Below are 26,064 nucleotides of genomic sequence, written 5' to 3'. Positions count from 1 at the left end.
CCCACGAAAAAGCCCCGCCAAATGACGGGGCTGCGTAAACCTGTTGTCCTTGCTTATTGGGTGCAGCGCTTTTCGGCGTCTTCGATCGCAGCACTGAAACCCAACAGCGAGAACGTGTCTTTGGTCTGGGTTCCGCGCTCGGACCGGGCGGTCAGAACGGCCTCGGTGCCGCGCTTCATCGCTGCGACGACCTTCAGGTCTTCGCCTTCGGTTGCCGGCCAGGCCCATTCACCTTCGGTGATCAAAGCGAACTCGGTGCCGTCAATCTCAAGGGTGACCGTCGATCCTGCCGCGAAAGGATAGCCGCCGGTAAAGGTCACCTGACCTTTGACTTCGGCATTCGGGCGGTAGAACACGAACAACAGGATGTCGCTGCGGCGCACCGAAACCACGCGTCCGCCTTTGGTGTTCACAGTCTCTTTGGGCGCGGATACGCTCCAGCACTCTGTGGGATCTTTCTCCACAAAAACGCTCCAGTCGGTCTTCGCAGCAACCCGATTGGTGCTGGTCGCCTGCTGAGCGATTGCGGTTGTGGCCATTCCTGCCACGCACAGACCCGCAATTGTGCGGACGAGTTTTAATCCCATCTGTCCAGCCTCCTAGCTCGACCTAATACCTCATACCCATCGAGACCGCATACGAACTCTGTCGGTTCGTCTGTAAGTTGCGTATTCCGATGATTGTCGACATACACACACTAACGCAGGTTTCGCCACAGGCGAAAGGGCGATTGGCAGATTTTTGCGCATATAATGGAGGGGCCAGATGACGCAGCCGGTACCAATGACAGAACTATGGCGAGGCCCCTTGTTGGAAAGCCTGCATCTGGGCCACGCAGTGATCTGCGACGACAGCGGTCATATCGTACGCAGTTGGGGCGATCCGGACGCGGTGATTTACCCTCGGTCTTCTGCAAAAATGATCCAGGGGCTGCCGCTGATCACATCGGGTGCAGCCGCCAAATATGGCCTGAACTCCGAGCATCTGGCCCTCGCCTGTGCCTCGCATAGCGGCGCACATATCCATACCGACAGGGTTACTGCCTGGCTGGATCACTTGGGCTTGACCGAACACGATCTGCGCTGCGGTCCGCAAGAACCGCAAGACATGGCCGCGCGCGACGGGCTGATAATTGCCGATGACACGCCCTGCCAGATCCACAACAATTGCTCGGGCAAACATTGCGGGTTTCTGACGGTCGCACTGCACATGGGCGCGGGACCGGAATACCTTGAGATCGACCACCCCGTACAGCAAGCCTGCCTGTCCGCGCTGGAAGATACCACTGGAGAAACCAGTCCTGCCTATGGAATCGATGGATGTTCGGCCCCGAACTTTGCGACATCACTGGTGGGACTGGCGCGTTCGATGGCGTGGTTTGCCTCGGCCGCTGACCGGTCGGACCGTGCCAGCGACGCAGCGCAACAGCTTACGGCGGCCATGATCAAGCACCCCGAACTGGTGGCGGGCGAAAGCCGCGCCTGTACAGAACTGATGCGCGCTATGGATGGCCGCGCTGCAATCAAAACAGGGGCTGAGGCGGTGTTCATTGCCATCATCCCGGAAAAACGAATGGGTGTTGCGCTGAAAATCACTGATGGCACCACCCGCGCCAGCGAATGCGCAATCGCCGCGATTCTGGTAAGCCTTGGTGTGCTGGAGGCCGATCACCCGGCCACCCGCAAATTCATGAATGCCACGCAATACAGCCGTCGCGGGCTGGAATGCGGCGTAATCAGGCCTGCGCCGGGGTTCCCCGGCTAAGGTTACATTTCGATTTCATGCACCTCGGCCACCTCGACCGAGCCTGAACCGTTGACCACCATGGGACAGCCCTTGGCCATTTCGGTCGCAGCATCAATGCTCTCGGCCTTTACAACCGTAAAGCCGGATGCCGGGTTTGCGCCGCCATTGTCGACGACGCTTCCGTTGCTGACCGTATAGGATTGACCAACCGGATTGCCGGGTATGTCCAGCGCCTCACCCATGCCTTGAAACCATGCGCCCCAGGCGGCCATAGTTGCTTCGACTTCGGCAGGGTCGGTTGGTGTAGTTCCGCCGTGATAGACAAACAAATATTGTGGCATTTTATTTCCTCCCTAATGAAAACTTATCCAAACTGCGCCTCAAGCTTGGCCAGCGATGATGTCCAGCCCATGTTGTGGTTTGCTGCGGCCTCGGCATCTGCCAGTTCGCGGTGGTCCAGAACCAACCGCGCCCCGTTTTCGGTCGCAACGACCGAAAACGTCACGTGACTTTCCGGCCCGCGCTGGTCCTGATCGTCATGCCAGGCCCAAGTGAACCCAACCGAATTGGGCGGATCAACATGGGTGACATGACCGGACACTTTGAATGTCTGGCCTTCTGCATTCTTCATTATTGAATACCAAGGCCCCGTGCGTGAGAAATTCAGGTCATGCTCGGGCACATGCACCCCTTCGGGCCCCCACCACTGCAACAGTTTCGCCCCATCGCTGATCCAGGCAAACAGGTTTTCTGGTGTGGTCGGGAATTCACGTTCCAGTTTCAGGTCGGCCATGAGTTTTCCCTTTCAATCAGGTCGCCCAGACGATCGAGGCTGTTTTCCCAGAACTGACGTTTTGAGATCGTCCATTCCGCAATCGCCCGCAGCCCGTCGGGCTGGATAGAATACATCCGCTGGGTGCCGTGGACGCGCTGTTGCACCAATCCGGCCTCGCGCAGCACTTTCAGATGGCGCGAAATCGCTGCGCCCGACATTCCGCGCCCTTGGATCAGGTCACCGGCAGGCAACTCTCCGTCCTGCATCAGTTGCTCAACGATCGAAAACCGAGTGGAATCGGACAAAGCAGAAAAAGCGTTTATCAGAGTGTTCATAGCCTTTATTTAACATGTACGTTAAATAAAGGGAAGACCTTTAACCGGACACAAGTTCCGAGCGGCTATAGCCCTGAACGTACAGCAATGCCGTCAGATCGCCATGGTTGATCCGAACCTCGCATTGCTCGGCAACCGTGGGCTTGGCATGCAGGGCCACCCCTGTTCCCGCGCGTTGCAGCATCCCCAGATCGTTGGCCCCGTCGCCTATGGCAATAACGTCTTCTTCACGCAAGCCCAGTCGCGCGGTGATCTGCTCCAAGGCATCCACCTTGGCTTGTCGCCCCAGAATGGGTCGCGCCACATCCCCGGTCAGTTTTCCGTCTTGGGCCAGCAGAGTGTTGGCGCGGTTCTCATGAAAGCCCAGCACCTCGGCCACTTTCGCGGTAAACGCCGTGAACCCGCCCGAGACCAAGGCGGCATAGCCTCCGTTCTGGCGCATCGTCGCGACCAGTTCCTTGCCGCCCGGCATCAGAGTGATGCGTTCGTCCAGTACTTTGCCGATCACCGCCTCATCCAGACCTTTCAGCAGGCCAACCCGCTCGGTCAGCGCGCCTTCAAAGTCCAACTCGCCATTCATCGCACGTGCGGTAATGTCCTTGACGCGTTCGCCGACGCCGGCCTCATCCGCAAGTTCGTCGATGCATTCCTGTTGGATCATGGTGCTGTCCATATCGGCCAACAGCATCTTCTTACGGCGGCCCTCAGACTGTTGGACAACCATATCCACGCCCATTTTCTGAAGGTCCACCCAGACATCCCACCGGTTGCCCGGCATTTCGGTCAGGGAAAACTCTGCAGTTTCATCCGGGCTGAGCCACACGATTTCGTCGCCGCCCCATGCATTCCGCAATGACTCGACCAGCGACAACTCCAGCGTCGGCGCGTTGGGGTTGGTCAACAGGGTGGCAACGTACATGTTTGATCTCCGGCAAGCTCACCTGCGAATATCGCAGGTGCAGCATTTTCGCCAGACACAGTTTCGAACTAGCCCAAAATACCCGGCAGGCGCAGCCCATTGGCCCGCGCGCAATCCTTGGCAATGTCGTACCCCGCATCCGCGTGACGCCAAACGCCCGAGGCCGGGTCATTCCAAAGAACCCGCTCCAACCGCCGGGCGGCATCTTCGGTGCCATCAGCACAGATCACCACACCCGCGTGTTGGCTGAAGCCCATTCCGACACCGCCGCCATGGTGCAGCGAGACCCACGTCGCCCCACTGGCTGTGTTGATCAGCGCATTCAGCAACGGCCAGTCGCTCACGGCGTCCGAGCCGTCAAGCATCGCTTCAGTCTCGCGGTTGGGGCTGGCCACCGATCCCGAGTCCAGATGGTCACGTCCAATCACGACCGGCGCCTTCAGCTCGCCATTGGCGACCATCTCATTGAACGCCAGCCCAGCGCGGTGTCGGTCGCCAAGCCCTATCCAGCAGATACGCGCAGGTAGACCCTGAAACGCGATCCGCTCTTGCGCCATGTCGATCCAGCGATGCAGGTGCTCATTCTCGGGGAACAGTTCCTTCATCTTGGCATCGGTTTTGTAGATGTCCTCGGGGTCGCCCGACAGAGCACACCAGCGGAACGGGCCGATGCCTTTACAAAACAGCGGGCGGATATAGGCGGGTACAAAGCCGGGGAAAGCAAAGGCGTTCTCAAGCCCCTCATCCTGAGCGACCTGCCGGATGTTATTGCCGTAATCCAGCGTCGGAACGTCCGCGTTCCAGAAATCCACCATCGCCGCGACATGCTGCTTCATCGAGGCACGAGCGGCCTTTTCTACTTCTTTAGGGTCTGTTTCACGCTTCTCGCGCCACTCTCCCATGGTCCAGCCCAATGGCAGATAACCGTTAATCGGATCATGCGCGCTGGTTTGGTCGGTGACGATATCAGGACGCATCCCGCCCGCCTGCATCCGAGCATAGATCTCGGGGAAAACCTCTGCCGCATTGCCCAGCAGACCAACCGACTTCGCTTCGCCCGCCTTGGTCCAGCGGTCGATCATCTCCAACGCTTCGTCCAGCGTCTCGGCTTTCTCGTCGAGGTATTTTGTCCGCAGACGGAAATCGATGCTGTCCGGGTTGCACTCAACTGCCAAACAACTGGCCCCTGCAAACACAGCCGCCAACGGTTGCGCGCCGCCCATTCCACCCAGACCTCCGGTCAGAATCCACTTGCCCGTCAGGTCACCGTCGTAGTGCTGACGCCCCGCTTCGGCAAAGGTCTCATAGGTGCCCTGAACGATACCCTGCGTCCCAATATAGATCCACGAGCCAGCGGTCATCTGGCCGTACATCATCAGGCCCTTCTTATCGAGCTCGTTGAAGTGATCCCAGGTCGCCCAATGTGGGACGAGGTTGGAATTGGCGATTAGCACCCGCGGCGCATCCTTGTGCGTGCGGATGATCGCGACCGGTTTGCCGGACTGGACGATCAGCGTTTCGTCTTCCTCCAAATCCTTCAGACCGTCAACAATAGTGTCGAAATCTTCCCACGTGCGGGCCGCGCGTCCGATGCCACCATAGACGACCAGCTCATGCGGGTTCTCGGCCACATCTGGGTGCAGATTGTTCATCAGCATCCGCAGCGGGGCCTCGGTCACCCAGCTTTTGGCGTTCAACTCGGGGCCGGTCGGTGGATAGATGTCGCGGGTGTTTTTGCGCGGATCGCTCATTTCTGGGCTCCTTGTCTGGTCAATGCGCCCGAGTGGGCAAGATCGTTGAGGCGGGTCAGCATAGTTGTCAAATGAGGGCGCAAGTTCGCAGCGCGGTCCTCGCGCCATGTCCACGGGGGTGTCTCGTCCATGTAAGCCCGCTGCGCGATCTCCATCTGGATGGCGTGTATGCCATCAGAAGGGCGACCATAGTGGCGGGTGGTCCATCCACCGCGAAACCGGCCATTCAGGACCGAAGTGAAACCTTCGGCCTTGCTCGCCACGTCGTGCACGGCTTGCTCAATGGCCGTGTCGCACGTCAGCCCATCATTGGTTCCAGTGTTGAACACCGGCAATTCGCCTTCGAACAGAAACGGGATCAGTGACCGGATCGAGTGGCAGTCAAACAGAATCGCCACACCGTGCCGATCCCGAACGCGGCTCAGTTCGTCCAGCAGGGCAGCGTGATAAGGTGCGTGATATTTGCGCCGTCGATCTTCGACTTCATCCTCGGACGGAGATTGCCCGTCATTCCAGATCTGCTGCCCATCGAAATCGGTCAGAGGCACAAGGGTGGTGGTATTCTGGCCGGGATATAGCGAGGCTCCGAATGGATCACGATTGGCGTCGATGACATAGCGATGAACATGCGACTGCACGACCGTGATATCGTCCAATATTCCTTCATAGAGCCTGTTTATGTGCCAGTCGGTATCGGCCAAACCGCGCCCGTTGTCATTCAGGCGGGCCTTTATTTCGTCTGGCACATAAGTTCCGCCATGAGGCTGGCCCAGCACAATGGGACCGTCCCCGCGCTGCACGCTGAACACCTGCATCAGAACAGCCCCGGCATCTGGGCACCCACTGCCCCAAGGATGTCACCCTCAGCCACCAAGCACTTGGATGTTTCCAGATCGGGTGCCAAATAGCGGTCTTCGTTCAGTGTTGGTATCTCTGCCCGTACTCTGTGCATGACGCGTTGCAATGGTCCGCTGGTTGCCAGCGGTGCGCGGAACTCCACCCCCTGAGCGGCGCAAAGCAACTCAACACCAAGAATGTAGTTCAGGTTTTCGACCATCCGCGTCAGACGCCGCGCACCATGTGCAGCCATCGACACGTGATCCTCCTGGTTGGCCGAGGTCGGTGTGCTGTCGGTCACGCAAGGATTGGCAAGGTGTTTGTTCTCGCTCATCAAGGCGGCGGTCGTGACTTCGGCAATCATCAGGCCCGAGTTCAATCCGGGATCAGGCGTCAGGAACGGCGGCAGATCAAAGCTGAGCGTCGGGTCGACCATCAAGGCAATGCGCCGCTGCGCAATCGCGCCGACCTCGGACACTGCCAGCGCAATCATGTCTGCAGAAAAGCCGACAGGTTCGGCATGAAAATTTCCGCCTGAAACGATGGCACCCGCCTCAGTCAGAACCAGCGGGTTATCGGTGGCCGCGTTCGCCTCGATCTCAAGCGTGGTGGCTGCTTGGCGCATGACGTCCATGGCCGCACCGGTGACCTGCGGCTGGCATCGGATGCAATATGGGTCCTGAACGCGCGTATCGCCGTCCCGGTGGCTTTCGCGGATCTCGGACCCGGCCAGTGTGGCACGCATGGCGCTGGCGGCTTCGGTCTGGCCGCGGTGCCCACGCAGGGTATGGATTTCGGGCTGCAAGGGCGCGGTCGACCCCATGATCGCATCCGTCGACAGGGCCGAGATGACCAGCGCGCTTTGCGCTGCACGCCAGGCTTCGAACAAACCGGCCAGCGCAAAAGCAGTCGAGAATTGCGTGCCGTTGATGAAGGCAAGCCCTTCCTTTGGACCGAGTTGAACAGGCTCTAATCCAACTGATTTTAGCGCTTTCCCTCCCGGCAGGATGGTTCCGTCAACCTCGGCTTCACCTTCGCCGATGACTACGGCTGTCATATGTGCCAGGGGCGCAAGATCGCCCGAGGCCCCGACCGACCCCTGCGCGGGAATAACCGGGGTCACGCCCTTGGCCAGCATCTGCTGCAACAGGTCGATCAGCTCCCAACGCACGCCCGATGCTCCGCGTCCGAAAGACAACAGCTTTAGCGTCATCATCAGCCGGGTTACACGGCGTGGCACGGCCGAACCAACGCCGCAGCAATGGCTAAGGATCAGGTTGCGCTGAAGGGTCGAAGTATCCTTGGCCGCGATCTTGTGGCTGGCCAGCTTTCCGAACCCGGTGTTAACACCATAAACCGGGTCTTCCCCGGCCGCAGCTTCGAGAATGCGATTGGCTGCAGCCTCCACCTTGGGTTTGCACCCGTCATCCAGCGATACTGCGGGCTGCGACCAATACACTTCGGACAGATCCGACAGCGTAACCTGACCGGGCACAAGCGACAGGGTCTTCATCACAAACCTCCGAAAATACGAGTGTGCAGGGGGTTGAAGCCGATCCGATAGGACAGCTCGGCTGGGTGCGTGATGTCCCATACCGTCAGGTCCGCGCGTTTGCCTTCAGTTATTGTGCCAGTGTCGGTCAGGCCCAAGGCTTGCGCCGCATTGCGGGTCACGCCAGCCAATGCCTCTTCCGGCGTCAGGCGGAACAAGGTGCACGCCATATTCATGGTCAGCAGAAGCGACGTCAGAGGGGACGAGCCGGGGTTGCAATCCGTCGCCAGCGCAATCGGCACCCCATACTGGCGCAGCAGTTCAACCGGCGGCGCCTGCGTTTCGTGCAGCGTATAGAACGCCCCCGGCAGCAGCACGCCCACGGTTCCGGCTTGTGCCATGGCGGCCACGCCAGCCTCGTCCAGATATTCGATATGATCTGCCGACAACGCCCCGTACGAAGCCGCCAGGGCTGCCCCTCCGAGGTTCGAAAGCTGCTCTGCATGCAACTTGACAGGAAGGTTCAATTCTTTCGCCACATCAAAGACCTTAGCGATCTGAGACGGATCAAAGGCGATCCCCTCGCAAAAGCCATCAACGGCATCCACCAGGCCCTCGTCATGCGCCAAACGCAGAGTCGGAATGCACACATCGCGAAGGTAGGCATCGGCGCGACCCTGAAACTCAGGCGGTACCGCATGTGCTCCTAGAAAACTTGTTTTCACTCGCACCGGGCGCACTTCGCCGATCCGGCGCGCGGCGCGCAGCATCTTGAGTTCTGTGTCGGTGTCCAGACCATAGCCCGACTTGACCTCGATGCACGACACGCCCTCGGCCAACAGGGCGTCCACTCGGGTCAGGGCATCCTCTAACAGGGCCTCTTCGCTGGCCGAACGGGTCGCTGTGACCGTCGACAGAATTCCACCACCTGCGCGCGCGATCTCTTCATATGAGGCACCATTCAGACGCATTTCGAACTCGACCGCCCTGTTGCCACCAAAGACGACATGGGTGTGGGCGTCGATTGGCGCCGGCGTTATCAGCCGGTCGCCATAGTCCACGGTCGGCCAGTCAGAATAGTCGGCAGGCAGCGCATTCCGTGGTCCAATCCAGGTAATTTTCTCACCTTCAACGGCAAGGGCCGCGTCCTGAACCATTCCATAGCGCTCGGCACCATCGTCCATGGTCGCCACCCGCGTGCCCAAAAGGACAGATTTTTTGGCCATATCGATTCTTTTGGGCTCCCTTTGTCGTTAGATTTTTCGTATACGTATAAAAGTTTAAAGTCTACACAAAATGGAAATGCGATGACCATCCACGCAAAAACGGCGTTATTAGGCTCTCATTGGGTCAGTAACTTGCGGGTAGAAATCGCGCGCGGTCAGATCCAAAGCCTGGAAACACAAGCGACCGCGCGATCCGGAGACACACAGGTTGATGTCTTGCTGCCAGCCTTGGGAAACCTGCACAGCCACGCCTTTCAGCGCGCGATGGCCGGTATGACAGAAGTGCGCGCCGCCGGGCGCGAGAGCTTTTGGACCTGGCGCACCTTGATGTACCGGTTCCTGGACAGATTGACGCCGGATCACGTAGAGGCCATTGCCGCTTTGGTCTATTTGGAGATGCAAGAGGCCGGATATTCCTCGGTCGGTGAGTTTCACTATGTCCATCATCAGCCGGGCGGCGGGCGCTACGACCACGTGTCGGAACTGAGCCAGCGCATATTTGCCGCAGCCACCCAAACTGGAATCGGGCTGACGCACCTTCCGGTTCTCTACACCTACGGCGGTGTCGAACAACAACCCTTGGCTGGCGGTCAGCTGCGCTTTGGCAATTCTGTGGATCAGTTTCTGAACCTGGTCGAGGAATGCCGTTTGGCCCTACCGCATGCGGATTCTGTGATCGGTATCGCCCCGCATTCTCTGCGGGCAACATCGCCTGACGATTTGCGCGAGCTTCTGAATGCCACTTCTGATGGTCCCGTCCACATCCACATCGCCGAACAGCTAAAGGAAGTGGCCGATGTTGAGGCCGCGCTGGGACAGCGGCCGGTCGAGTGGCTGCTGGACCATGTCGACGTCGATGACCGGTGGTGCCTTATCCACGCAACTCATATGACCGATGCCGAAACGCGCGCCGTTGCGCGCTCGGGCGCCGTAGCCGGGTTGTGCCCGATTACCGAGGCGAATTTAGGCGACGGTATTTTCAACGGTGCAGTTTATGTCGAAGAAGGTGGTCGCTTTGGCGTGGGATCAGACTCTAACGTGAGGATTTCTCTGCCTGAGGAACTGCGGACTTTGGAATATTCCCAACGCCTGCGGGACCATGCGCGGACGGTTTTGGTCAAAAATGAAGGCTCAGTCGGTCAGGCGTTGTATACAGGGGCCGCACAAGGGGGCGCGCAGGCATTGGGACGAAATGCCGGGGAAATCGCAGTCGGCAAGCTGGCCGACCTTGTTGCGATCGACCGATCTCACCCCACGATCTGCGCACTGACTGACGAACAGGTGCTTGACGGGCTGTGCTTTGCAGCCCCGGACGGGTTGGTGACGGATCTTTGGTCAGCGGGGCGTCACATGGTGCAACAAGGCCTCCACATCGATCGGGACCGGATCGTTCCCTCGTACCGGTCGGCGATTGCTGATCTATTGGCCGACGTCTAAACGAACCTATTCAGGTAACCAGAGGCACCATGACCCAACCGAACGAAACCACCAGCTACAGGGACATCAAGGAAACCGTACTGGCGCGCATTCGGTCTGGTGAGTGGCAGCCGGATACGCTGCTGCCCAACGAACAGGATCTTGCCGTCGAATTCTCGTGCACCAGAACGACCGTGAACCGCGCAATGCGAGAGCTGGCGGACGAAGGATTTCTGGAGCGTCGCCGCAAAGCCGGTACACGGGTTCTAAGCGCGCCGCAAAGGCAGGCCCGATTCACGATCCCCAAAGTGCGGGACGAGGTTGAGGCGTTGGGCGGAGTCTATCGTTACGCGCTGGTCTCGTCAGTTGCCGGGCAAGCGCCCGATTGGCTGTCCGCAAGACTGGCGCTAAAACCGGACCAACACGTGATGCACGTGCGCTGCATGCACTTTAACGGCAACACACCTTTTCAGTACGAAGACAGATGGATCGTCATAGACTCGGTTCCGCAGGTGGTGAATGCGGACTTCGCCTCAATAGGCCCGAATGAATGGCTTATACAGACCGTTCCCTTCACCAATGTCGAGCTGAGCTTCCTGGCCAGTCGCGCCGATGAATCGGTGGCCGCGTTCCTGGACCTGCCCATAGGTGAGCCGGTGTTTACGGGCGAGCGGATCACATGGCTTGAGGGCCAGCCTGTCACCTTTGCAAAGATGTACTTCGCCGCGGGGTACCGAATGACCACTCAGTTCTGAGTTGACCACGATTTCCGCTTTACCGTGCCTCTAATCCACGCCAGATTCGGGGCAATCTGGTCCTGCGAGAAGGAAGTATGGGATGGGTAACCCGCTCTATGATCGGTTGTTTGGTATCCATGCGGGCAAGGATACGCCGTTTCTTCACCTGCCTGACGGCCAAACCATTACCCATGCAGCCTTTCTGGACATGGCGTCGCGCATAGCAAACGCGTTGAACGGGTACGAGCTTGAGCCCGGAGACCGAGTTGCTGTTCAGGTGGAAAAGTCACCAGAAGCGCTGGCGCTCTACGCGGCTTGCGCCCAAACCGGATTGATTTTTTTGCCGTTGAACACGGCCTACACATCCGGCGAGCTTAGCTATTTCATCGAAAACAGTGGGGCTGCGCTGGTGGTTTGCGATGCCGCCAAACAAGCGGAACTGACGCCCATCGCCGAGGCGCAAAACGCAAGGTTAGAGACGCTCAACGCTGACGGCTCGGGCAGTCTGATGCGGCGGGCTTTGGGCATGCTTCCTGCTTTCGGACCGGTTAAGCGGACAGAGAATGATCTTGCCGCGTTCCTATATACGTCTGGCACGACCGGGCGCTCCAAAGGTGCGATGCTGACTCAAGCCAACCTGCTGTCCAACGCCGAGACCCTGGTGGACGAATGGCGGTTTACGCAGGATGATGTGCTGCTGCACGCCTTGCCGATCTTTCATACCCATGGGCTGTTTGTAGCGACGAACGTTATTCTGGCCTCGGGCGGATCGATGATCTTTTTGCCGAAGTTTGATCTGGATGACATTCTGCGCCTGATGCCCAATGCGACCTCGATAATGGGCGTGCCGACCTTCTATACCCGATTGCTGGCGGATGATCGGTTCACCGGTGATCTGGCGCAGCACATGAGGCTGTTCATCTCGGGTTCAGCCCCGCTGCTGGCCGAAACGCATGAACGGTTCGAAGACCGAACCGGACACCGCATCCTTGAACGCTATGGTATGACGGAAACCAATATGAACACCTCGAACCCGTATGACGGTGAACGTCGCGCAGGAACTGTCGGGTTCCCGCTGCCGGGTGTCGAACTAAAGGTAACCAACCCTGAAACCGGCGAGGCATTACCGCAAGACGAGATAGGAATGATCGAAGTGCGCGGACCAAACGTCTTCGAAGGTTATTGGCAAATGCCCGAAAAAACCGCTGCGGAATTGCGCGAAGACGGGTTCTTTATCACCGGTGATCTCGGACGCGTGGACGTGGATGGTTACGTACACATCGTGGGTCGCTGCAAGGACCTGATCATTTCGGGCGGGTTCAACATCTACCCCAAGGAGGTCGAGCTGGTTCTGGATGGCCAGCCCGGCGTGCTTGAAAGCGCCGTGATTGGCGTACCACACGCTGACTTCGGCGAAACCGTTCTGGGTATTCTGGTTGCAGAACCGGGCCGAGCGCTTGACCTTGATGCCATCATGGCCAGCGTTCAGAACCAACTGGCGCGGTTCAAACATCCCAGCAAACTGATTGTGCTGAATGAACTGCCCCGAAACACCATGGGGAAAGTGCAAAAGAACGCCTTGCGCGAGCTTTACAAAGATATGTTTACTGCGGATTAGGCTCTAACAGGACCCGACCGGCGTCCGTCAGCAACCAGCACTGACGCCCTTCGAACACAGCTGTGGCCAGTGGTCGACAATAACCGGCCCCTGCGTCCAGATTGACTCGATTTCCGCAATGCTCGGCCCGGTCCACCGGAGTATGCCCATGCACAATCAGCCAGGGGTACGTACGTGCATCGTGCAGGAACTCCTGGCGTATCCAAACCAGATCATCCTCGGATTGCTGCGCCAAAGGGACACCAGGCCGGATGCCAGCGTGAACGAACAAAAGCTCGCCCTCTTGATGAAAGGTCGGCAGAGCATTGATAAAGTCTAGATGTGCCGGCGGCACAGCGGCGCAGGCCCGTTCGTGAACCTGAAAGATCCGGTCATTGTCCGTGACCTCGACACCGTAAGATGCCAGCGTCTCCTGACCACCAAGCCGGGGATTCAGCCAGTTCAAAGTAATCGGCAACTGCTTGTCTGCAATCTCGCAATCCTGCACGAAACGGACCATCATTCGGTCGTGGTTGCCTTTGACCATAACCCAGTTTCGCCCGGCGCGTTGGCCTTCGATCAGCAGATCCAGCACCTCGCGGCTGTTCGGGCCACGATCCACGTAGTCCCCCAGAAAGACAACCCGCGCACCCGGCCCGCCATCCGCCTCGATAAGGGATAGCGCGTTTTGCAGCATGCCCAGTTGCCCATGGATATCGCCGACCGCGTAAATTGGGATGCTCAAAACGTTGCCTCTTGGAATATGTCAGACACTTTGTGCAACAACTCGGTTGCAGAAAAAAGACAATGCCCGCACAAATTTTGCACGGGCATCGCTATGGTCACAATCTTCGGGCCAAAACTCAGGCCACGTCAAATTCCAGCGGCTTGATCTGAGTGAACAACCCAGTTTCCGCCAGTTTCGCGCGCGCTTCGGCGGGAACCGGTTCATCCACATAAAGGAGCGCAATCGCCTCGCCACCAGCCTCGGCTCGGCCCAGCGTAAAGTTAGCGATGTTTACGTTGTTCTCGCCCATGGTCTGACCCAGCGCGCCGATGATACCCGGAACGTCTTCGTTGGTGGTATAGAGCATATGGGCACCGACCTCTGCGTCGATATTGATGCCTTTGATCTGGATAAAGCGTGGTTTCCCATCGCTGAAAACCGTACCCCCGATTGAGCGTTCGCGCTTGTCGGTTACCACAGTCACCTTGATGTAGCCGTCAAAGACACCGGTCTTGTCCTGATTGGTGGTCGATAGCTGAATCCCGCGCTCTTTCGCTACAACCGGGGCCGACACCATGTTCACTTCCGGGTTGAACTTTTTCATGATCCCGGCAACCACGGCGCAGTTCAGGGCAGCCAGGTTCATCTCAGCCGCGACACCGTCATACAGGATGTTGATGGCTTTGACCGGCTCATCGGTCATCTGACCAATGAAGCTGCCAAGGTGACCGGCCAGCTTGATCCATGGACCCATGACCTTGGCCTCTTCGGCAGTGACGCTGGGCATGTTCAGCGCGTTTTCCACCGCGCCAGTCAGCAGATAGTTCGAGATCTGTTCAGCCACCTGCAGGGCAACATTTTCCTGTGCCTCGGTCGTTGCTGCGCCAAGGTGTGGCGTGCAAACGACGTTCGGCAAGTTGAACAGCGGGTTGTCCTTTGCCGGTTCTTCTTTGAACACATCAAACGCGGCCCCTGCGACATGGCCGGATTGCAGCATCTCGGCCAGCGCCTCTTCGTCGACCAGACCACCACGGGCGCAGTTGACGATGCGCACACCTGGCTTGGTCTTGGCCAGATTTTCACGGCTCAGGATATTGCGCGTCTGGTCGGTCAGCGGCACGTGCAGTGTGATGAAATCGGCGCGGGCCAGCAATTCGTCCAGCTCGACCTTTTCGACGCCCATCTTGGCGGCTTTCTCTTCGCCAAGAAAGGGATCGTAGGCGACGACCTTCATTTTCAGGCCCAGCGCGCGTTCACAGACAATACCGCCAATGTTGCCCGCGCCAATAACGCCGAGGGTCTTGTTGGTCAGCTCAATGCCCATGAATTTGGACTTTTCCCATTTGCCTGCATGGGTCGACGTGCTGGCCTCGGGGATTTGACGCGCAACGGCGAACATCATCGCAATTGCGTGTTCGGCGGTGGTGATCATGTTGCCAAACGGCGTGTTCATGACGATCACACCCTTTTTCGACGCGGCATCCTTATCGACATTGTCGGTGCCGATACCGGCGCGGCCGATGACCTTCAGATTGTCGGCTTTTTCCAACAGCGTCGGCGTGACCTTTGTGGCCGAGCGGATAGCCAGACCATCATATTGGCCAATCAGCTCGGCCAGCTTGTCCTTGTCCTTGCCCAGATCGGGCATGAAATCCACGTCGATGCCGCGGTCGCGGAATATCTGCACGGCGGTTTCGCTGAGTTTGTCGGATACGAGTACTTTGGGGGCCATGTTTGTGGTCCTTGAATGTCATGAAAAATCCGGGCCTGAGACGGCCCGGTAAAAAGGGTCAGGCGGCTTCTGTCTGCGCCGCGATCTCGGCCTCAAAGGCCCATGCCAGCCAGGGCAACATCGCCTCGATATCCGAGGTTTCAACCGTGCCACCGCACCAGATGCGCAGGCCTGCGGGTGCGTCTCGGTAGGCGCCGATATCCAATGCGATATTCTCAGCCTCAAGCCGCTTGGCCACAGCTTTGGCGAATGTCGCACCGTCCTGAATGCGTGTGTCGGTGAACTTCAGGCAGACCGAAGTGTTCGACTGTGTCGCCGCATCCTCTGCCAGATTGGCGATCCAGTCGTTTTGGTCGCAGAACGCGTGAACCGCACCGGCATTGGCATTCGCACGGGCGATCAGGCCCTGCAGGCCACCAACCGAACGTGCCCAGTCCAGCGCAAAAAGGTAATCTTCAACCGCCAACATCGAGGGCGTGTTGATCGTTGCACCGGTAAAGATACCGTCGATCAGCTTGCCGCCCTTGGTCAGGCGGAAAATCTTGGGCAGCGGCCATGAGGGGGTGTAGCTCTCCAGCCGCTCCACCGCGCGGGGGCTCAGGATCAACATCCCGTGCGCCGCTTCACCACCCAACACTTTTTGCCAGCTGAACGTAGTCACATCCAGCTTATCCCACGGTAGGTCCATCGCAAACGCGGCCGAGGTTGCGTCACAGATCGTCAGGCCCTGACGATCATCCGCGATCCAGTCGCCATTGGGAACCCGGACGCCCGAGGTGGTGCCGTTCCATGTAAAGACAACGTCATTGGCAAAATCAACCGAGGCCAGATCAACGAGCTGACCATAATCCGCCGTCTTCACCTCGGCGTCGATCTTCAGCTGCTTGACTACGTCGGTCACCCAGCCAGAGCCAAAGCTTTCCCAGGCCAGCATCTCAACCTTGCGTTCGCCCAGCAACGACCACAGAGCCATCTCAACCGCACCAGTGTCCGAAGCGGGAACGATACCGATCTTGTAGTCTGCCGGAATGCCCAGCACTTCGCGCGTGCCTTCGATGGCCGCCTTCAGCTTGTCCTTGCCGACGGCGGCACGGTGCGACCGGCCCAGCGCGGCATCGGCCAATTTGGTCAGATCAAATGTGGGGGGTTTGGCGCAGGGGCCCGAGGAAAAACGCGGATTGGCCGGCCGCGTCGCCGGTTGTTCAGTGCTCATGTGTATTACCCTTCCAGATACACGCCCCTCGTTGGGGAGGGGTGTCCCACGGACAGAGCTATTGCGTCGCAAAACGCTCAGCAAGCGGAAAAGACGCATCGGGTGCCAAAAACGACACCCGATTATGTGCGTATCTGGAACGCAGGTTTCCTATCGGCATCAAGACGAGAGGCGCACTGTTTCTCCGGTTTCCAATGCCTGTTGCGCTGCCAAACCGATGCGCACGGCCCAAAGGCCATCGTTCAGAGTCACGTCAGGTTGTGCCTTTTCGCCTCGTAGCACAGCTAAGAACCCCTGATGTTGGTAGAAAGTCGAACCATTGTGGTCCCCGGCGGCCAACAGGCGCGGATCGACGGGGATCTCTTTGGTGACCGGACCTTTTGGGGCACGTGGGCTGACGATGATCTGCGGGACCGGCGGCGTGCCAAGATGTTCCGGCCAGAACCGCCCCGGCCCTGGCACCAACGCTTCGATCTTGGCGTCCGGCCCAACGGCCGAGATTTCCTCCTGATATCGGGACCCTTCCGCAAACATGCACAGCTCTAGCATCGCACGCGCGCCCGAGGCGAAGTCCACGATGACATAGCCATGGTCAAGGATATCGGGCGTTTCGCCCTCATAATCCTCATCCAGATGGTTAACCGCCTGCCCGCCGCTGGCTGTAACGCGAACCGGATCGGATTGCAGGATCAAACGCATCAGGTCGAAGAAATGGCAGCACTTCTCGACAAATGTTCCGCCGGTATTCCGGTTGAACCGGTTCCAGTTCCCGACTTTTTCCAGAAACGGAAACCGATGCTCGCGGATCGACAGCATCTTAACGCCGCCCGTGGCCTCAGCCTCTGCAATCAGCGCAGCAATGGGCGGCATATAGCGGTATTCCATCGCAACCCAGATCGGGTGCGGATAATCACGCTGCAGCGCCTCAAGCCGCACCGCATCCACCGGATCTGTGAAAAGAGGTTTCTCTACCAACAACGGCAACGGGCGCGTCCGGGCAATCTCTTCGATCTGATCCACATGCAGGTGGTTGGGGCTAACGATGACGACGCAGTCCAGATCGTCGACCGCAAGCAATTCTTCGACCGAAGACACCATCATCGCGTCAGGCGCAATCGCCTGAGCAGCCTTCGCCATCTCAGCGTCAGGCTCAAAGATCGCTGAAACGCGCGTGTCGTCCAGCAGGGCAATATTGTGCAGGTGTTCCTGCCCCATCATACCGCATCCGATCAGCCCGTAGTGAATGGTCCGGGTCATGCGCAGTTCCTTTTACTTCAGTCGTTGGACATAGGTGGCTCGATCCGGGTCGAACCATGTTTTTGAAAACTCAACCGGTTCGGGTTTTTCCGACCAGCTGAACCGTTCGATGTAGCCAACCGTATCTCCGGCTGGCCTGGTGAAATCAGGCGGCGTCCAACCCGGCAACGTCCCGAGGGAAACCCTGTCTTCAGCACGCGTGATCCAGAACCCCAACTGGTGCTGGTAGTACCGATAAAGCGAGTCAGACAGCAGCTGTCGATCAATCAAACCAGCAGACTCATCCAGCCAGATTTCTTCAACCGCGATAATTGTATCATTCAGGTAGCGCATTCGGCGCACCCGCGAGCCCATGTCCGACGAACCAAATCGCGGCAAATCTGCGGGCTTGTTCAGATGGTCAACTGACAGGATATCCGCCCGCGGCAACCCGCCACCCTCGGGCAATTCCAAACGAAACATTGCATAGACGCTGTTCTGCGTTCCGGTCTCGCGTACATAATTGCCCGAACCCTGAATACGCTCCAGCATCCCCTTTTTCTCAAGCTCGGCGAGCGATTTTCGCAGAGTACCGACTGAAACTTTCAATTCCGCAGCAAGGTCTCGTTCGGGCGGCAAGCGCTCGCCATCGATCAGGCGACCGGCAGCGATGTCGCGGATCAAAAGCTCGGCAATCTGAACATAAACCGGCAGGGCGTTCGGGTTTCGGTTGGCTGACGACATCTTTTGGCGCTTCACTCGGTCGCAGGAAAAATTGATACACCATTGATCTACATCAATGTGATTGCTACGCAAGAGGAAAGTCACAGTCGCTTGGAGAACGAATCAGATGACCATCGTCCCCATCACCTCACCCGATCTGGATGCGGCCGAGGTTTCGTGGTTTGCGGCGCTGTGCTCGGACGACTACCAGTTTCTTGGAATGCCCGACGGTGATCTGCGATCCAGCTGGGACCACTGCTCGGGCATCGTGAAAGAGGCCGAGGCGCAAGGGTTCAGAAATATCCTCTGCCCGTCGTCCTATCAGGTGGGGCAAGACACGTTGAGCTTTGTCGCCGGCTGCGCGCCGATCACCGACAAGATCAACATGTTGGCCGCTGTGCGTTGCGGCGAGATGCAACCCATCATGCTGGCCCGCACTATCGCGACACTGGATCACATGCTGCAGGGACGGCTAACGGTCAATATCATCTCGTCCGATTTCCCCGGCGAGAAAGCCGACAGCGCCTATCGCTATCAGCGTTCGCGCGAAGTGGTGGAAATCCTGAAACAGGCGTGGACACAGGACGAGATCAATCATGCCGGTGAGGTCTATAACTTCTCAGGGCTCACAACCGACCCGGCGAAGCCATATCAGACAGGTGGCCCACTGCTGTATTTCGGTGGTTATTCCCCATCCGCTCTGGATCTGTGTGGCGAGCATTGCGACGTCTACCTGATGTGGCCCGAAACCAAGGATCAACTGGCCGAACGGATGAAAGCCGTCCACGCGGTTGCCGAGAACTACAACCGCACACTCGATTACGGCCTGCGCGTGCACATGATCGTCCGCGATACCGAGGTCGAAGCGCAGGAATACGCCGACTACATCGTCTCGAAACTGGATGACGAATACGGTCGCGCCATCCGTGAGCGTGCTTTGGATTCGACATCACTGGGCGTCGCGCATCAGGCCAAGAACCGCGATCTGGCGGATGAGTATGGCTATGTCGAACCCGGCCTTTGGACCGGCGTTGGCCGCGCGCGATCCGGGTGCGGTGCCGCTCTTGTCGGATCGACCGATCAGGTCATGTCCAAGATCGAGGAATATCAAAAGATGGGCATCCGCGCCTTCATCTTCTCGGGATACCCACACATGGACGAAGCTCGCCATTTTGGCAGCCGTGTTATGCCTAATCTGAAAACCTGTTCCCTTCCCGAAGCCTACGGAAGGGTCCCTGCAAATACCCCGGCCACGCCGCTGGGCAACGGAGTTCGTCGCTGATGCAACGTGTGAAACTATCTGACTCGCTGGATATGAGCCGCCTTGTCTATGGCATGTGGCGACTGGGCGACGACGACGACACTTCGACGGGTCATGTCGAAGCCAAGATTCAGGCCTGTCTGGATCAGGGCATCACCACCTTCGATCAGGCCGATATCTATGGCGGCTACGCGGCCGAGGCTGTTCTGGGCAACGCCTTACGCGCAAATCCAGGCCTACGCCAGCGGATGGAAATCGTCACCAAATGTGACATCGTCGCGCCGATGGGTCGGTATGCGGACGCCAAGTGCAAATACTATGACACCTCGCGCGCGCATATCCTGAAATCGGTTGAGACATCGCTGTCCGAAATGGCCATCAATCATATCGACCTGCTGCTGATTCACCGCCCCGATCCATTCATGGATCATCACGAAACAGGTGCCGCGCTGGACGAAGTTGTCGCCAATGGCAAGGTCGGCGCGGTTGGCGTGTCCAATTTCCGCCCTTGGGACTGGAACTTGCTGCAATCGGCGATGAAAACCCAATTGGTGACCAACCAGATCGAGATTTCTCTGGGCGAAATCGGCCCCTTCACCAACGGTGATCTGGCGTTTCATCAGCAGCATGGCCAGCCTGTGATGGCGTGGTCACCCTTGGGTGGCGGGTTGCTGATGGCTGGAAACCCTCCGGTCGGGGTTGTAGCGGACGAAGTCGCCGAGGAATTCGGCGTGGATCGCGCCGCCGTGGCGGTGGCGTTTCTTCTGGCCCACCCTGCAGGCATTCTTCCGGTCTTGGGCACCAACAATCTGGACCGGATCAAGCGCATCTCTGACGCGCTGAAAATCAATCTGGATCGCGAGAGCTGGTACCGCCTGTATGAGGCGGCACTGGGGCATGAGGTACCATGATGAATGCAATCTCAAAGGACATGACCCGCACATTCGTTCCCCACAGGGACGATACCCGAACCTTGCGCGACGCATTTGGTCGTTTTGCCACCGGTGTCACCGTTGTCACCTGCGACAGCACAGACGGGCCGGTCTGCATCACCGCCAACAGTTTCTCGTCCCTTTCGCTGGACCCACCACTTGTCATGTGGGCAGGCGATCGCAACTCGCGCCGGTTCCGTTATTTCCAAGAAGCACGGCATTTCAGTGTTCACGTCCTTTCAGCAGAACAGGCCGAGCTTTGCTTTGGATGCTCGAAAGACGCGTTCGCACTTCAGGACATCGACCACGAGCGCTGTGAAAACGGAACCCCGCTACTGCCCGATTGTCTGGCCCGTTTCGAATGTGAGCAACACGCTTATCACGACGCTGGCGACCACGTTATCGTTATTGGAAAGGTCCTGCGTGCCAGTATGGCGGAAGGAGACGCATTGACCTTCTACGCCGGAAAGCTCGGCCAATTCGCGCACCAGTAAGCGCGGAATAACTGTCGCGGTGGAAACCCGCGGCTGAAAAGGGAGGATCCGCATGGGCGGATTGACGTCGGTGCTTGCGCCGATCGCGTTTGTGAATGAAACCGTGCTGCGATTGGGCCGCGCGGTTGGAGTCGTTGCGATTGCGCTTATGGTGATCGCGATCCTGATCCAGGTGTTTTTCAGATACGTTCTGGGCAACGCGCTGCCCTGGCCGGATGAGGCTGCGCGGTTCTGTATGTTATGGATGACTGGCCTGATGGCCCCTACGGCATTTCGGCGTGGCGGGTTCGTCGCCATCGACATGGTGCCCCTGATGTTGCCGCGTGGGATCGGGCAAACCCTGAATATCCTGCTTCTTTTGGTTTCGCTGGCCGTACTGCTGGTCGCCGTCAATATCGGTTGGTCCGAGGTGACCGGGTTTGGCGGCAAATTCGCGACAGCGGCGCTGTATCTGCCAACGTCCTTTGGATTTGACGAGTGGTATCGCATCCCGCGCAGCTGGATGATGGCATCGCTGCTGGTTGGCGTCATCCTGCTGATCTCAGTCAATATCGAGCTGATCTTGCGCGCCGTCGTAACCCTGTTGGGCGGCGGACATCTGCTGCCAGAGATTGCCGATGCACCCGTGGGGGCCGAATAAATGTTGATATGGTTCCTACCCACATTTCTGGTGTTCCTGCTGATCGGCCTGCCGGTCTTTTTCGCTTTGCTGGCCGCGCCCGGCATTCTGCTATGGCTGAACGGTCAGACCAACGACATCACGCTGCTCTATCGCAATGTCTATAACGGCATGGACAGCTTTCCGCTGATGGCCATCCCCTTCTTCATGCTGGCCGGAGAGTTGATGAACCGCGGCGGCATCACAATCCGTCTGGTTGAGTTCAGCCAAGCCCTGATGGGCCATTTTCGGGGCGGTCTGGCGCATGTAAATGTGCTGAGTTCGATCCTGTTTGCCGGGCTGTCAGGCTCAGCCGTGGCCGATACGTCGGCGCTGGGTTCAATGCTGATCCCAGCGATGGAAAAACAGGGCTATACCCGCAAGTTCGCCGCCGCGATCACGGCGGCCAGTTCGGTGATCGGCCCGATCATCCCGCCCTCGGGTATTATGATCATCTATGCCTATGTCATGGGTGAAAGCGTTGCCGCTCTGTTTCTGGCCGGCATCGTGCCCGGCGTGATGGTCGGCGTCGGCCTGATGCTGATGATCAAGGTTATGGCTGACAAGTACGACTTTCCCGTCGCCAGCCGGAAATACACGTGGGGCGAGCGCCGACAGGCCAGCCTTAAAGCGTTCTTCCCCCTGCTGACGCCTGTCATCATTCTGGGCGGTATTCTGGGTGGTATCTTCACCCCAACCGAGGCCGCGGCGGTCGCCGTCGGCTATGCGTTCCTCATCGGCTTTTTTGTCCTGCGCACGCTGACGCTGAAAGAGGTGCCTGAAATTCTCAGCAATGCGGGTCTGACCTCGGCCGTCGTTTTGTTGCTGGTCGGCGCGGCGATGGCCTTCAAAACCGTGGTCAGCCTCAGCCATGCGCCTGAACAACTGGCCGAGTTGATCCTCAGCCTTTCGGAAAACCCACTGATCCTTCTGTTCCTGATCAACCTGTTGCTGTTTGTCGTCGGCATGTTCCTGGACGCAGGTCCCGCGATCATCATCCTTGGCCCGATCCTGGCCCCGATCTTTACCAGCCTTGGCGTCGATCCGATCCACTTTGCCATCATCATGAGCGTCAACCTGACCGTGGGCCTTGCGACACCGCCTATGGGGTTGGTCCTGTTTGTGGCCGCCGCCGTGTCGCGCGAAAAAGTTGAAACCATCGCCAAGGCAATCCTGCCATTCCTGGCCGTCGAAATCATAGTGATCTTTCTGATCACCTATATCCCCGCACTATCCATGACGATCCCACGCATAACGGGATTTGCAAACTGACTGAGTATCACAGGGAGGAAACGCATGCTCGGAAGATTTATCAAAACAGCAGCCTTAGCGACATCGCTGGTTGCCGCAACCGCCATCGCGGCAACTGCAGCTGACTACACGCTGCGCGCGACTGCAAACTCTAATGAAAACGATGAAGATTATGACGGCCTGATCGTCTTCAAGAACTATGTCGAAGCGGCCTCAAACGGCGCGATCGAGGTGGAGCTGTTCATTGGTACGCAACTCTGTTCGAATGGCGCCGAATGCCTGCAGGGTGTGGCTGATGGCACAATCGACATCTACATCTCCACCTCTGGTGGCGCGTCGGGCATCTTCCCATATGTGCAGGTTCTCGACCTGCCCTACCTGATGGCGGATGACCGCGTGGCCGAGCGTGTACTATCTGGTGATTTCACCCGCACAATGCGCGAGATGGCGCTGGAGGATTCCGGCGGTGCGATCCGCCTGATGACCATCGGCAATACCGGTGGCTGGCGGAACTTCGCGAACACGCAACGCCGGATCGCAGAACCTGCCGACATGGAAGGCCTGAAAATCCGCACCGTGGTCGCCGACCTGCCTCAGGAACTGGTCAAGGCTCTGGGCGCGTCGCCCACCCCGATCCCGTGGCCGGAACTGTTCACCAGTTTCCAGACTGGCGTTGTTGAGGGATCCAAGAACGGCATCACCGACATCATGGGCATGAAGTTCCCGGATGCGGGCCTGCAATACGTCACGCTGGACGGCCACGCCTACATGGGTGCACTGTGGTGGATGAATAATGCCAAGTTCCAGGAGATGCCCGAAGAACTGCGCCGTGTTGTGGTGGATGGGTTCTATGCCCTGCAGCAAGCGACCTTTGCATCGCCCAAGCGCAAGTCGATCCAGGCCTATGAAGATTTCGTCGCAGGTGGTGGTGATCTGTACGTTCCAACTCCCGAACAGAAAGCCGCGTTCAAAGACGCAGCAACACCGGTTTACGAGTGGTTCCAGTCCAACGTGGCCCGTGGGGATGAGATCTTTGCCGCGCTGACCGAGGCCGTGTCCATCGCCGAAGGCGAGATCAATGCGTCGCGCGATGCGGACCTGAATTAATCGATTGTGGGTCGGGCCTTATGGCCCGGCCCTTTTACCGAAACGGGTACATCCACCCTTTGTAGTCGTTGACCAGAACATGCGCTTTTTCGATCTGCTCCGGCGACATTTTCTTGACTACTTCCTCAAGGCTGATTGCCGCATCGGGATCGCCGCCAATGGCGCTGAGTGTGTACCACATATAAGCCCGCACCAAATCAGGCGCGGGCATGCCAAGGCCCAACTCATAGTACCAGCCAACGCCGGACTGCGCCCCCGGATGCCCTTTCATCGAGGCGCGCAAATACCATTCAAACGCCCTTTCATAGTCTTGCTCGACGCCCAGCCCAAGGCCGTACATCACGCCAATCAGTTCCTCTGCCTCGGCATTGCCCGATCGGGCGGCTGGCCAAAGCTCCTCGCGCGCGGCCTCGAACGCGCCGGCCTCCATCATATCACGGGCCTGCTCCAGTTCGGCCAGCGCCGGGGTCGCAAGACAGCAAAGGGCAAATACAAACTCGCGCATGGGGCTGCTTTCCTTTTCGTCGGTGCGGCGGCGGCGCAGGACTTACCGCGCCCGCTGACCGATGATGATTTCATCCCCTTTGATATGGAACAGGCCACCATCGGTCATCAACTGTTTTACGATCCGATCCTGTCCGGCAATCGGAACATCACCTGCGCCCATTGCCATCACCCGAATTTCGGCACGTCCGATGGATTGTCGCTGGGCATTGGCGAAGGCGGTCAAGGCTTGGGACCCGACCGCACTCCGGGCACCGGAGCCGACAAGATTCGAAAACGTATCCCCCGAAATTCTCCGGGCCTTTGGAATCTTGGGGCAAAGGACATTCACACCCTGTTCCACGATGGCCGCCTGAGTATTTCGGATGATTATGGCAATGGCTTCAACTCGCCTGCACAGGAATGGTTGCCCGAGGGGCTGAATTCACTGCTGGCCGCGCAGGCGCTTTTCCCGCTGACTTCGCAGTTCGAAATGGCGGGTAACGTGGCCGAGAACCAGGTCACTGGGGCCGTGCATGACCGGATCGACAAAGGCTGGCCAATATTGGCCAAACGCGTCCGTACCGATCCTCGTTACGGCCCGGCCATCATGGCCGCGTATGATGATGTTGAAACGACCGAAGACATCTCGATCACACAGATCGCCAACGCGTTGGCCGCCTTCATGGCCATTGAATGGCGCAGCACTGACAGCCCGTTTGATCGATATTTAGCCGGGGACACCAATGCCCTGTCGCCGGAACAAGTGAATGGGATGGATTTATTCTACGGCAAAGCCCGTTGTTCGGCCTGCCATTCTGGCCCGCTGATGTCCGATCAGGAGTTTCACGCTCTGGCCCTGCCGCCCTTTGGTCCCGGCCGCACCCGGCAGTGGGACCCTTATGTCAGGGACGTTGGACGTATGGGCGAAAGTGACCGGCTAGAGGATGCCTATCGCTTCCGCACTCCGATGCTGCGCAACGTGGCCCTGACCGCACCTTACGGCCACAACGGAGCCTTCCCGGATCTCGAAAGCATGATCCGCCATCATTTGGACCCTGTAGCAAGTTTCGCAAATTGGACACCCGAGACGGCAGCACTGCCCAACGTACCATGGCTACAAAAGGCAGATTTCCTTGTACGGCACGACCGATTTGAAATGCAGCGTGTACGCAGCAAAATCGACATTACCCCGCTGGAATTGTCTGAAGATGAGATCAACAGCCTCGTCGAATTTCTGCATGCCCTTACCGGTACCAGCGTGGACACACCGCCATTTGGCGTGCCCGTTGGCTTCACACCCTAGGATAAACCCCCGCTTTGAAACGGGGGCTCCAAATTTACTCAGCGGCTTCTTCGTATGCGTCCATTGGGGGGCATGTGCAGATTAGGTTTCTGTCGCCATATGCGTTGTCG

Annotated in this window: 26 protein-coding genes; 11 read left to right on the top strand and 15 right to left on the bottom strand. The window is 58.4% G+C overall.

Annotation, left to right across the window (positions count from 1 at the left end):
- Positions 1–53 precede the first annotated feature (53 nt).
- Entirely contained in the window at positions 54–587 is a 534-nt protein-coding gene (locus AC2FFP_RS14795; RefSeq protein WP_058272619.1) for an invasion associated locus B family protein, read from the bottom strand.
- A gap of 178 nt (positions 588–765) precedes the next feature.
- Between AC2FFP_RS14795 and AC2FFP_RS14790 the strand changes: the two genes are divergently transcribed.
- A complete protein-coding gene (locus AC2FFP_RS14790) occupies positions 766–1,764 on the top strand; it encodes an asparaginase (protein ID WP_496881195.1) in 999 nt (332 codons plus the stop codon).
- Positions 1,765–1,766: 2 nt separating this feature from the next.
- On the opposite strand, the gene AC2FFP_RS14785 is transcribed toward AC2FFP_RS14790, so the two are convergent.
- The 8 genes from AC2FFP_RS14785 to hutI form a co-directional block, all read right to left on the bottom strand.
- Positions 1,767–2,087: a YciI family protein gene (locus tag AC2FFP_RS14785; protein WP_496768661.1), complete on the bottom strand. Its 321-nt coding sequence runs from the start codon at positions 2,085–2,087 to the stop codon at positions 1,767–1,769.
- Between the two features lie 23 nt (positions 2,088–2,110).
- Entirely contained in the window at positions 2,111–2,539 is a 429-nt protein-coding gene (locus AC2FFP_RS14780) for an SRPBCC family protein (protein WP_282120370.1), read from the bottom strand.
- On the bottom strand, positions 2,527–2,856 hold the full coding sequence (locus tag AC2FFP_RS14775) for an ArsR/SmtB family transcription factor (RefSeq protein WP_282120371.1): 330 nt from the start codon (positions 2,854–2,856) through the stop codon (positions 2,527–2,529). The genes AC2FFP_RS14780 and AC2FFP_RS14775 overlap by 13 nt, the downstream gene beginning before the upstream one ends.
- A gap of 40 nt (positions 2,857–2,896) precedes the next feature.
- On the bottom strand, positions 2,897–3,775 hold the full coding sequence (serB, locus tag AC2FFP_RS14770) for a phosphoserine phosphatase SerB (RefSeq protein WP_496881194.1): 879 nt from the start codon (positions 3,773–3,775) through the stop codon (positions 2,897–2,899).
- Positions 3,776–3,843: 68 nt separating this feature from the next.
- Positions 3,844–5,526, bottom strand: coding sequence for a urocanate hydratase (hutU, locus tag AC2FFP_RS14765; RefSeq protein WP_496768667.1), 1,683 nt, complete (start codon positions 5,524–5,526; stop codon positions 3,844–3,846).
- Positions 5,523–6,341: an N-formylglutamate deformylase gene (gene hutG, locus AC2FFP_RS14760; protein WP_496768671.1), complete on the bottom strand. Its 819-nt coding sequence runs from the start codon at positions 6,339–6,341 to the stop codon at positions 5,523–5,525. Before hutG ends, hutU begins: the two co-directional genes overlap by 4 nt.
- Positions 6,341–7,876: a histidine ammonia-lyase gene (gene hutH / locus AC2FFP_RS14755; RefSeq protein WP_496768673.1), complete on the bottom strand. Its 1,536-nt coding sequence runs from the start codon at positions 7,874–7,876 to the stop codon at positions 6,341–6,343. The genes hutG and hutH overlap by 1 nt, the downstream gene beginning before the upstream one ends.
- The gene (gene hutI / locus AC2FFP_RS14750) at positions 7,876–9,081 is read right to left on the bottom strand and encodes an imidazolonepropionase (RefSeq protein ID WP_496768675.1); all 1,206 of its coding nucleotides are present in this window, start codon (positions 9,079–9,081) and stop codon (positions 7,876–7,878) included. The genes hutH and hutI overlap by 1 nt, the downstream gene beginning before the upstream one ends.
- A gap of 81 nt (positions 9,082–9,162) precedes the next feature.
- Between hutI and AC2FFP_RS14745 the strand changes: the two genes are divergently transcribed.
- The 3 genes from AC2FFP_RS14745 to AC2FFP_RS14735 all read left to right on the top strand — a co-directional run bounded on the left by AC2FFP_RS14745 (position 9,163) and on the right by AC2FFP_RS14735 (position 12,852).
- A complete protein-coding gene (locus AC2FFP_RS14745) occupies positions 9,163–10,518 on the top strand; it encodes a formimidoylglutamate deiminase (protein WP_496844697.1) in 1,356 nt (451 codons plus the stop codon).
- A 29-nt stretch (positions 10,519–10,547) separates the two neighbouring features.
- Complete coding sequence (hutC, locus tag AC2FFP_RS14740; protein WP_496768679.1) at positions 10,548–11,252, top strand: histidine utilization transcriptional repressor HutC; 705 nt, start codon at positions 10,548–10,550, stop codon at positions 11,250–11,252.
- A gap of 82 nt (positions 11,253–11,334) precedes the next feature.
- Positions 11,335–12,852, top strand: a complete 1,518-nt coding sequence (locus AC2FFP_RS14735; protein WP_496844699.1) for a malonate--CoA ligase — start codon at positions 11,335–11,337, stop codon at positions 12,850–12,852.
- On the opposite strand, the gene AC2FFP_RS14730 is transcribed toward AC2FFP_RS14735, so the two are convergent.
- From AC2FFP_RS14730 to AC2FFP_RS14710, 5 genes are all read right to left on the bottom strand, one after another.
- Entirely contained in the window at positions 12,839–13,576 is a 738-nt protein-coding gene (locus AC2FFP_RS14730) for a metallophosphoesterase family protein (RefSeq protein WP_496768683.1), read from the bottom strand. The genes AC2FFP_RS14735 and AC2FFP_RS14730 overlap by 14 nt on opposite strands.
- A gap of 118 nt (positions 13,577–13,694) precedes the next feature.
- Entirely contained in the window at positions 13,695–15,290 is a 1,596-nt protein-coding gene (serA, locus tag AC2FFP_RS14725; RefSeq protein WP_496721900.1) for a phosphoglycerate dehydrogenase, read from the bottom strand.
- Between the two features lie 58 nt (positions 15,291–15,348).
- Positions 15,349–16,503: a phosphoserine transaminase gene (locus tag AC2FFP_RS14720; protein ID WP_496881193.1), complete on the bottom strand. Its 1,155-nt coding sequence runs from the start codon at positions 16,501–16,503 to the stop codon at positions 15,349–15,351.
- 159 nt (positions 16,504–16,662) lie between these two features.
- The gene (locus tag AC2FFP_RS14715; protein WP_496844702.1) at positions 16,663–17,760 is read right to left on the bottom strand and encodes a Gfo/Idh/MocA family protein; all 1,098 of its coding nucleotides are present in this window, start codon (positions 17,758–17,760) and stop codon (positions 16,663–16,665) included.
- 12 nt (positions 17,761–17,772) lie between these two features.
- Complete coding sequence (locus AC2FFP_RS14710; protein WP_496768690.1) at positions 17,773–18,483, bottom strand: GntR family transcriptional regulator; 711 nt, start codon at positions 18,481–18,483, stop codon at positions 17,773–17,775.
- 106 nt (positions 18,484–18,589) lie between these two features.
- Between AC2FFP_RS14710 and AC2FFP_RS14705 the strand changes: the two genes are divergently transcribed.
- Genes AC2FFP_RS14705 through AC2FFP_RS14680 form a run of 6 tightly spaced genes read left to right on the top strand, consistent with a single transcriptional unit; the run spans position 18,590 to position 24,165 of the window.
- Entirely contained in the window at positions 18,590–19,744 is a 1,155-nt protein-coding gene (locus AC2FFP_RS14705; protein WP_496779480.1) for an LLM class flavin-dependent oxidoreductase, read from the top strand.
- Positions 19,744–20,634 carry an aldo/keto reductase gene (locus tag AC2FFP_RS14700; protein ID WP_496881192.1) on the top strand — a complete coding sequence of 297 codons (891 nt, stop codon included), beginning with the start codon at positions 19,744–19,746 and terminating at the stop codon, positions 20,632–20,634. The genes AC2FFP_RS14705 and AC2FFP_RS14700 overlap by 1 nt, the downstream gene beginning before the upstream one ends.
- Positions 20,631–21,149, top strand: a complete 519-nt coding sequence (locus AC2FFP_RS14695) for a flavin reductase family protein (RefSeq protein ID WP_496739315.1) — start codon at positions 20,631–20,633, stop codon at positions 21,147–21,149. The genes AC2FFP_RS14700 and AC2FFP_RS14695 overlap by 4 nt, the downstream gene beginning before the upstream one ends.
- 52 nt (positions 21,150–21,201) lie before the next feature.
- Positions 21,202–21,789, top strand: a complete 588-nt coding sequence (locus tag AC2FFP_RS14690) for a TRAP transporter small permease (RefSeq protein WP_170563750.1) — start codon at positions 21,202–21,204, stop codon at positions 21,787–21,789.
- Positions 21,790–23,079 (top strand): TRAP transporter large permease, encoded by a 1,290-nt coding sequence (locus tag AC2FFP_RS14685; RefSeq protein WP_496768697.1) that lies wholly within the window; start codon positions 21,790–21,792, stop codon positions 23,077–23,079.
- 24 nt (positions 23,080–23,103) lie between these two features.
- Positions 23,104–24,165: a TRAP transporter substrate-binding protein gene (locus tag AC2FFP_RS14680; RefSeq protein WP_058272641.1), complete on the top strand. Its 1,062-nt coding sequence runs from the start codon at positions 23,104–23,106 to the stop codon at positions 24,163–24,165.
- Between the two features lie 34 nt (positions 24,166–24,199).
- Here AC2FFP_RS14680 and AC2FFP_RS14675 read toward each other — a convergent pair whose 3' ends face one another.
- On the bottom strand, positions 24,200–24,670 hold the full coding sequence (locus AC2FFP_RS14675) for a tetratricopeptide repeat protein (protein WP_496844704.1): 471 nt from the start codon (positions 24,668–24,670) through the stop codon (positions 24,200–24,202).
- Between the two features lie 84 nt (positions 24,671–24,754).
- On the opposite strand from AC2FFP_RS14675, the gene AC2FFP_RS14670 reads away from it, so the two are divergent.
- Positions 24,755–25,954, top strand: coding sequence for a cytochrome-c peroxidase (locus AC2FFP_RS14670; protein WP_496844705.1), 1,200 nt, complete (start codon positions 24,755–24,757; stop codon positions 25,952–25,954).
- Positions 25,955–26,064: the final 110 nt, after the last annotated feature.

The organism is Ruegeria sp. YTSC004 (assembly GCF_059609805.1).
Note: the sequence above shows the minus strand (reverse complement) of the source record. Positions and strands in the feature narration are given on the sequence as shown.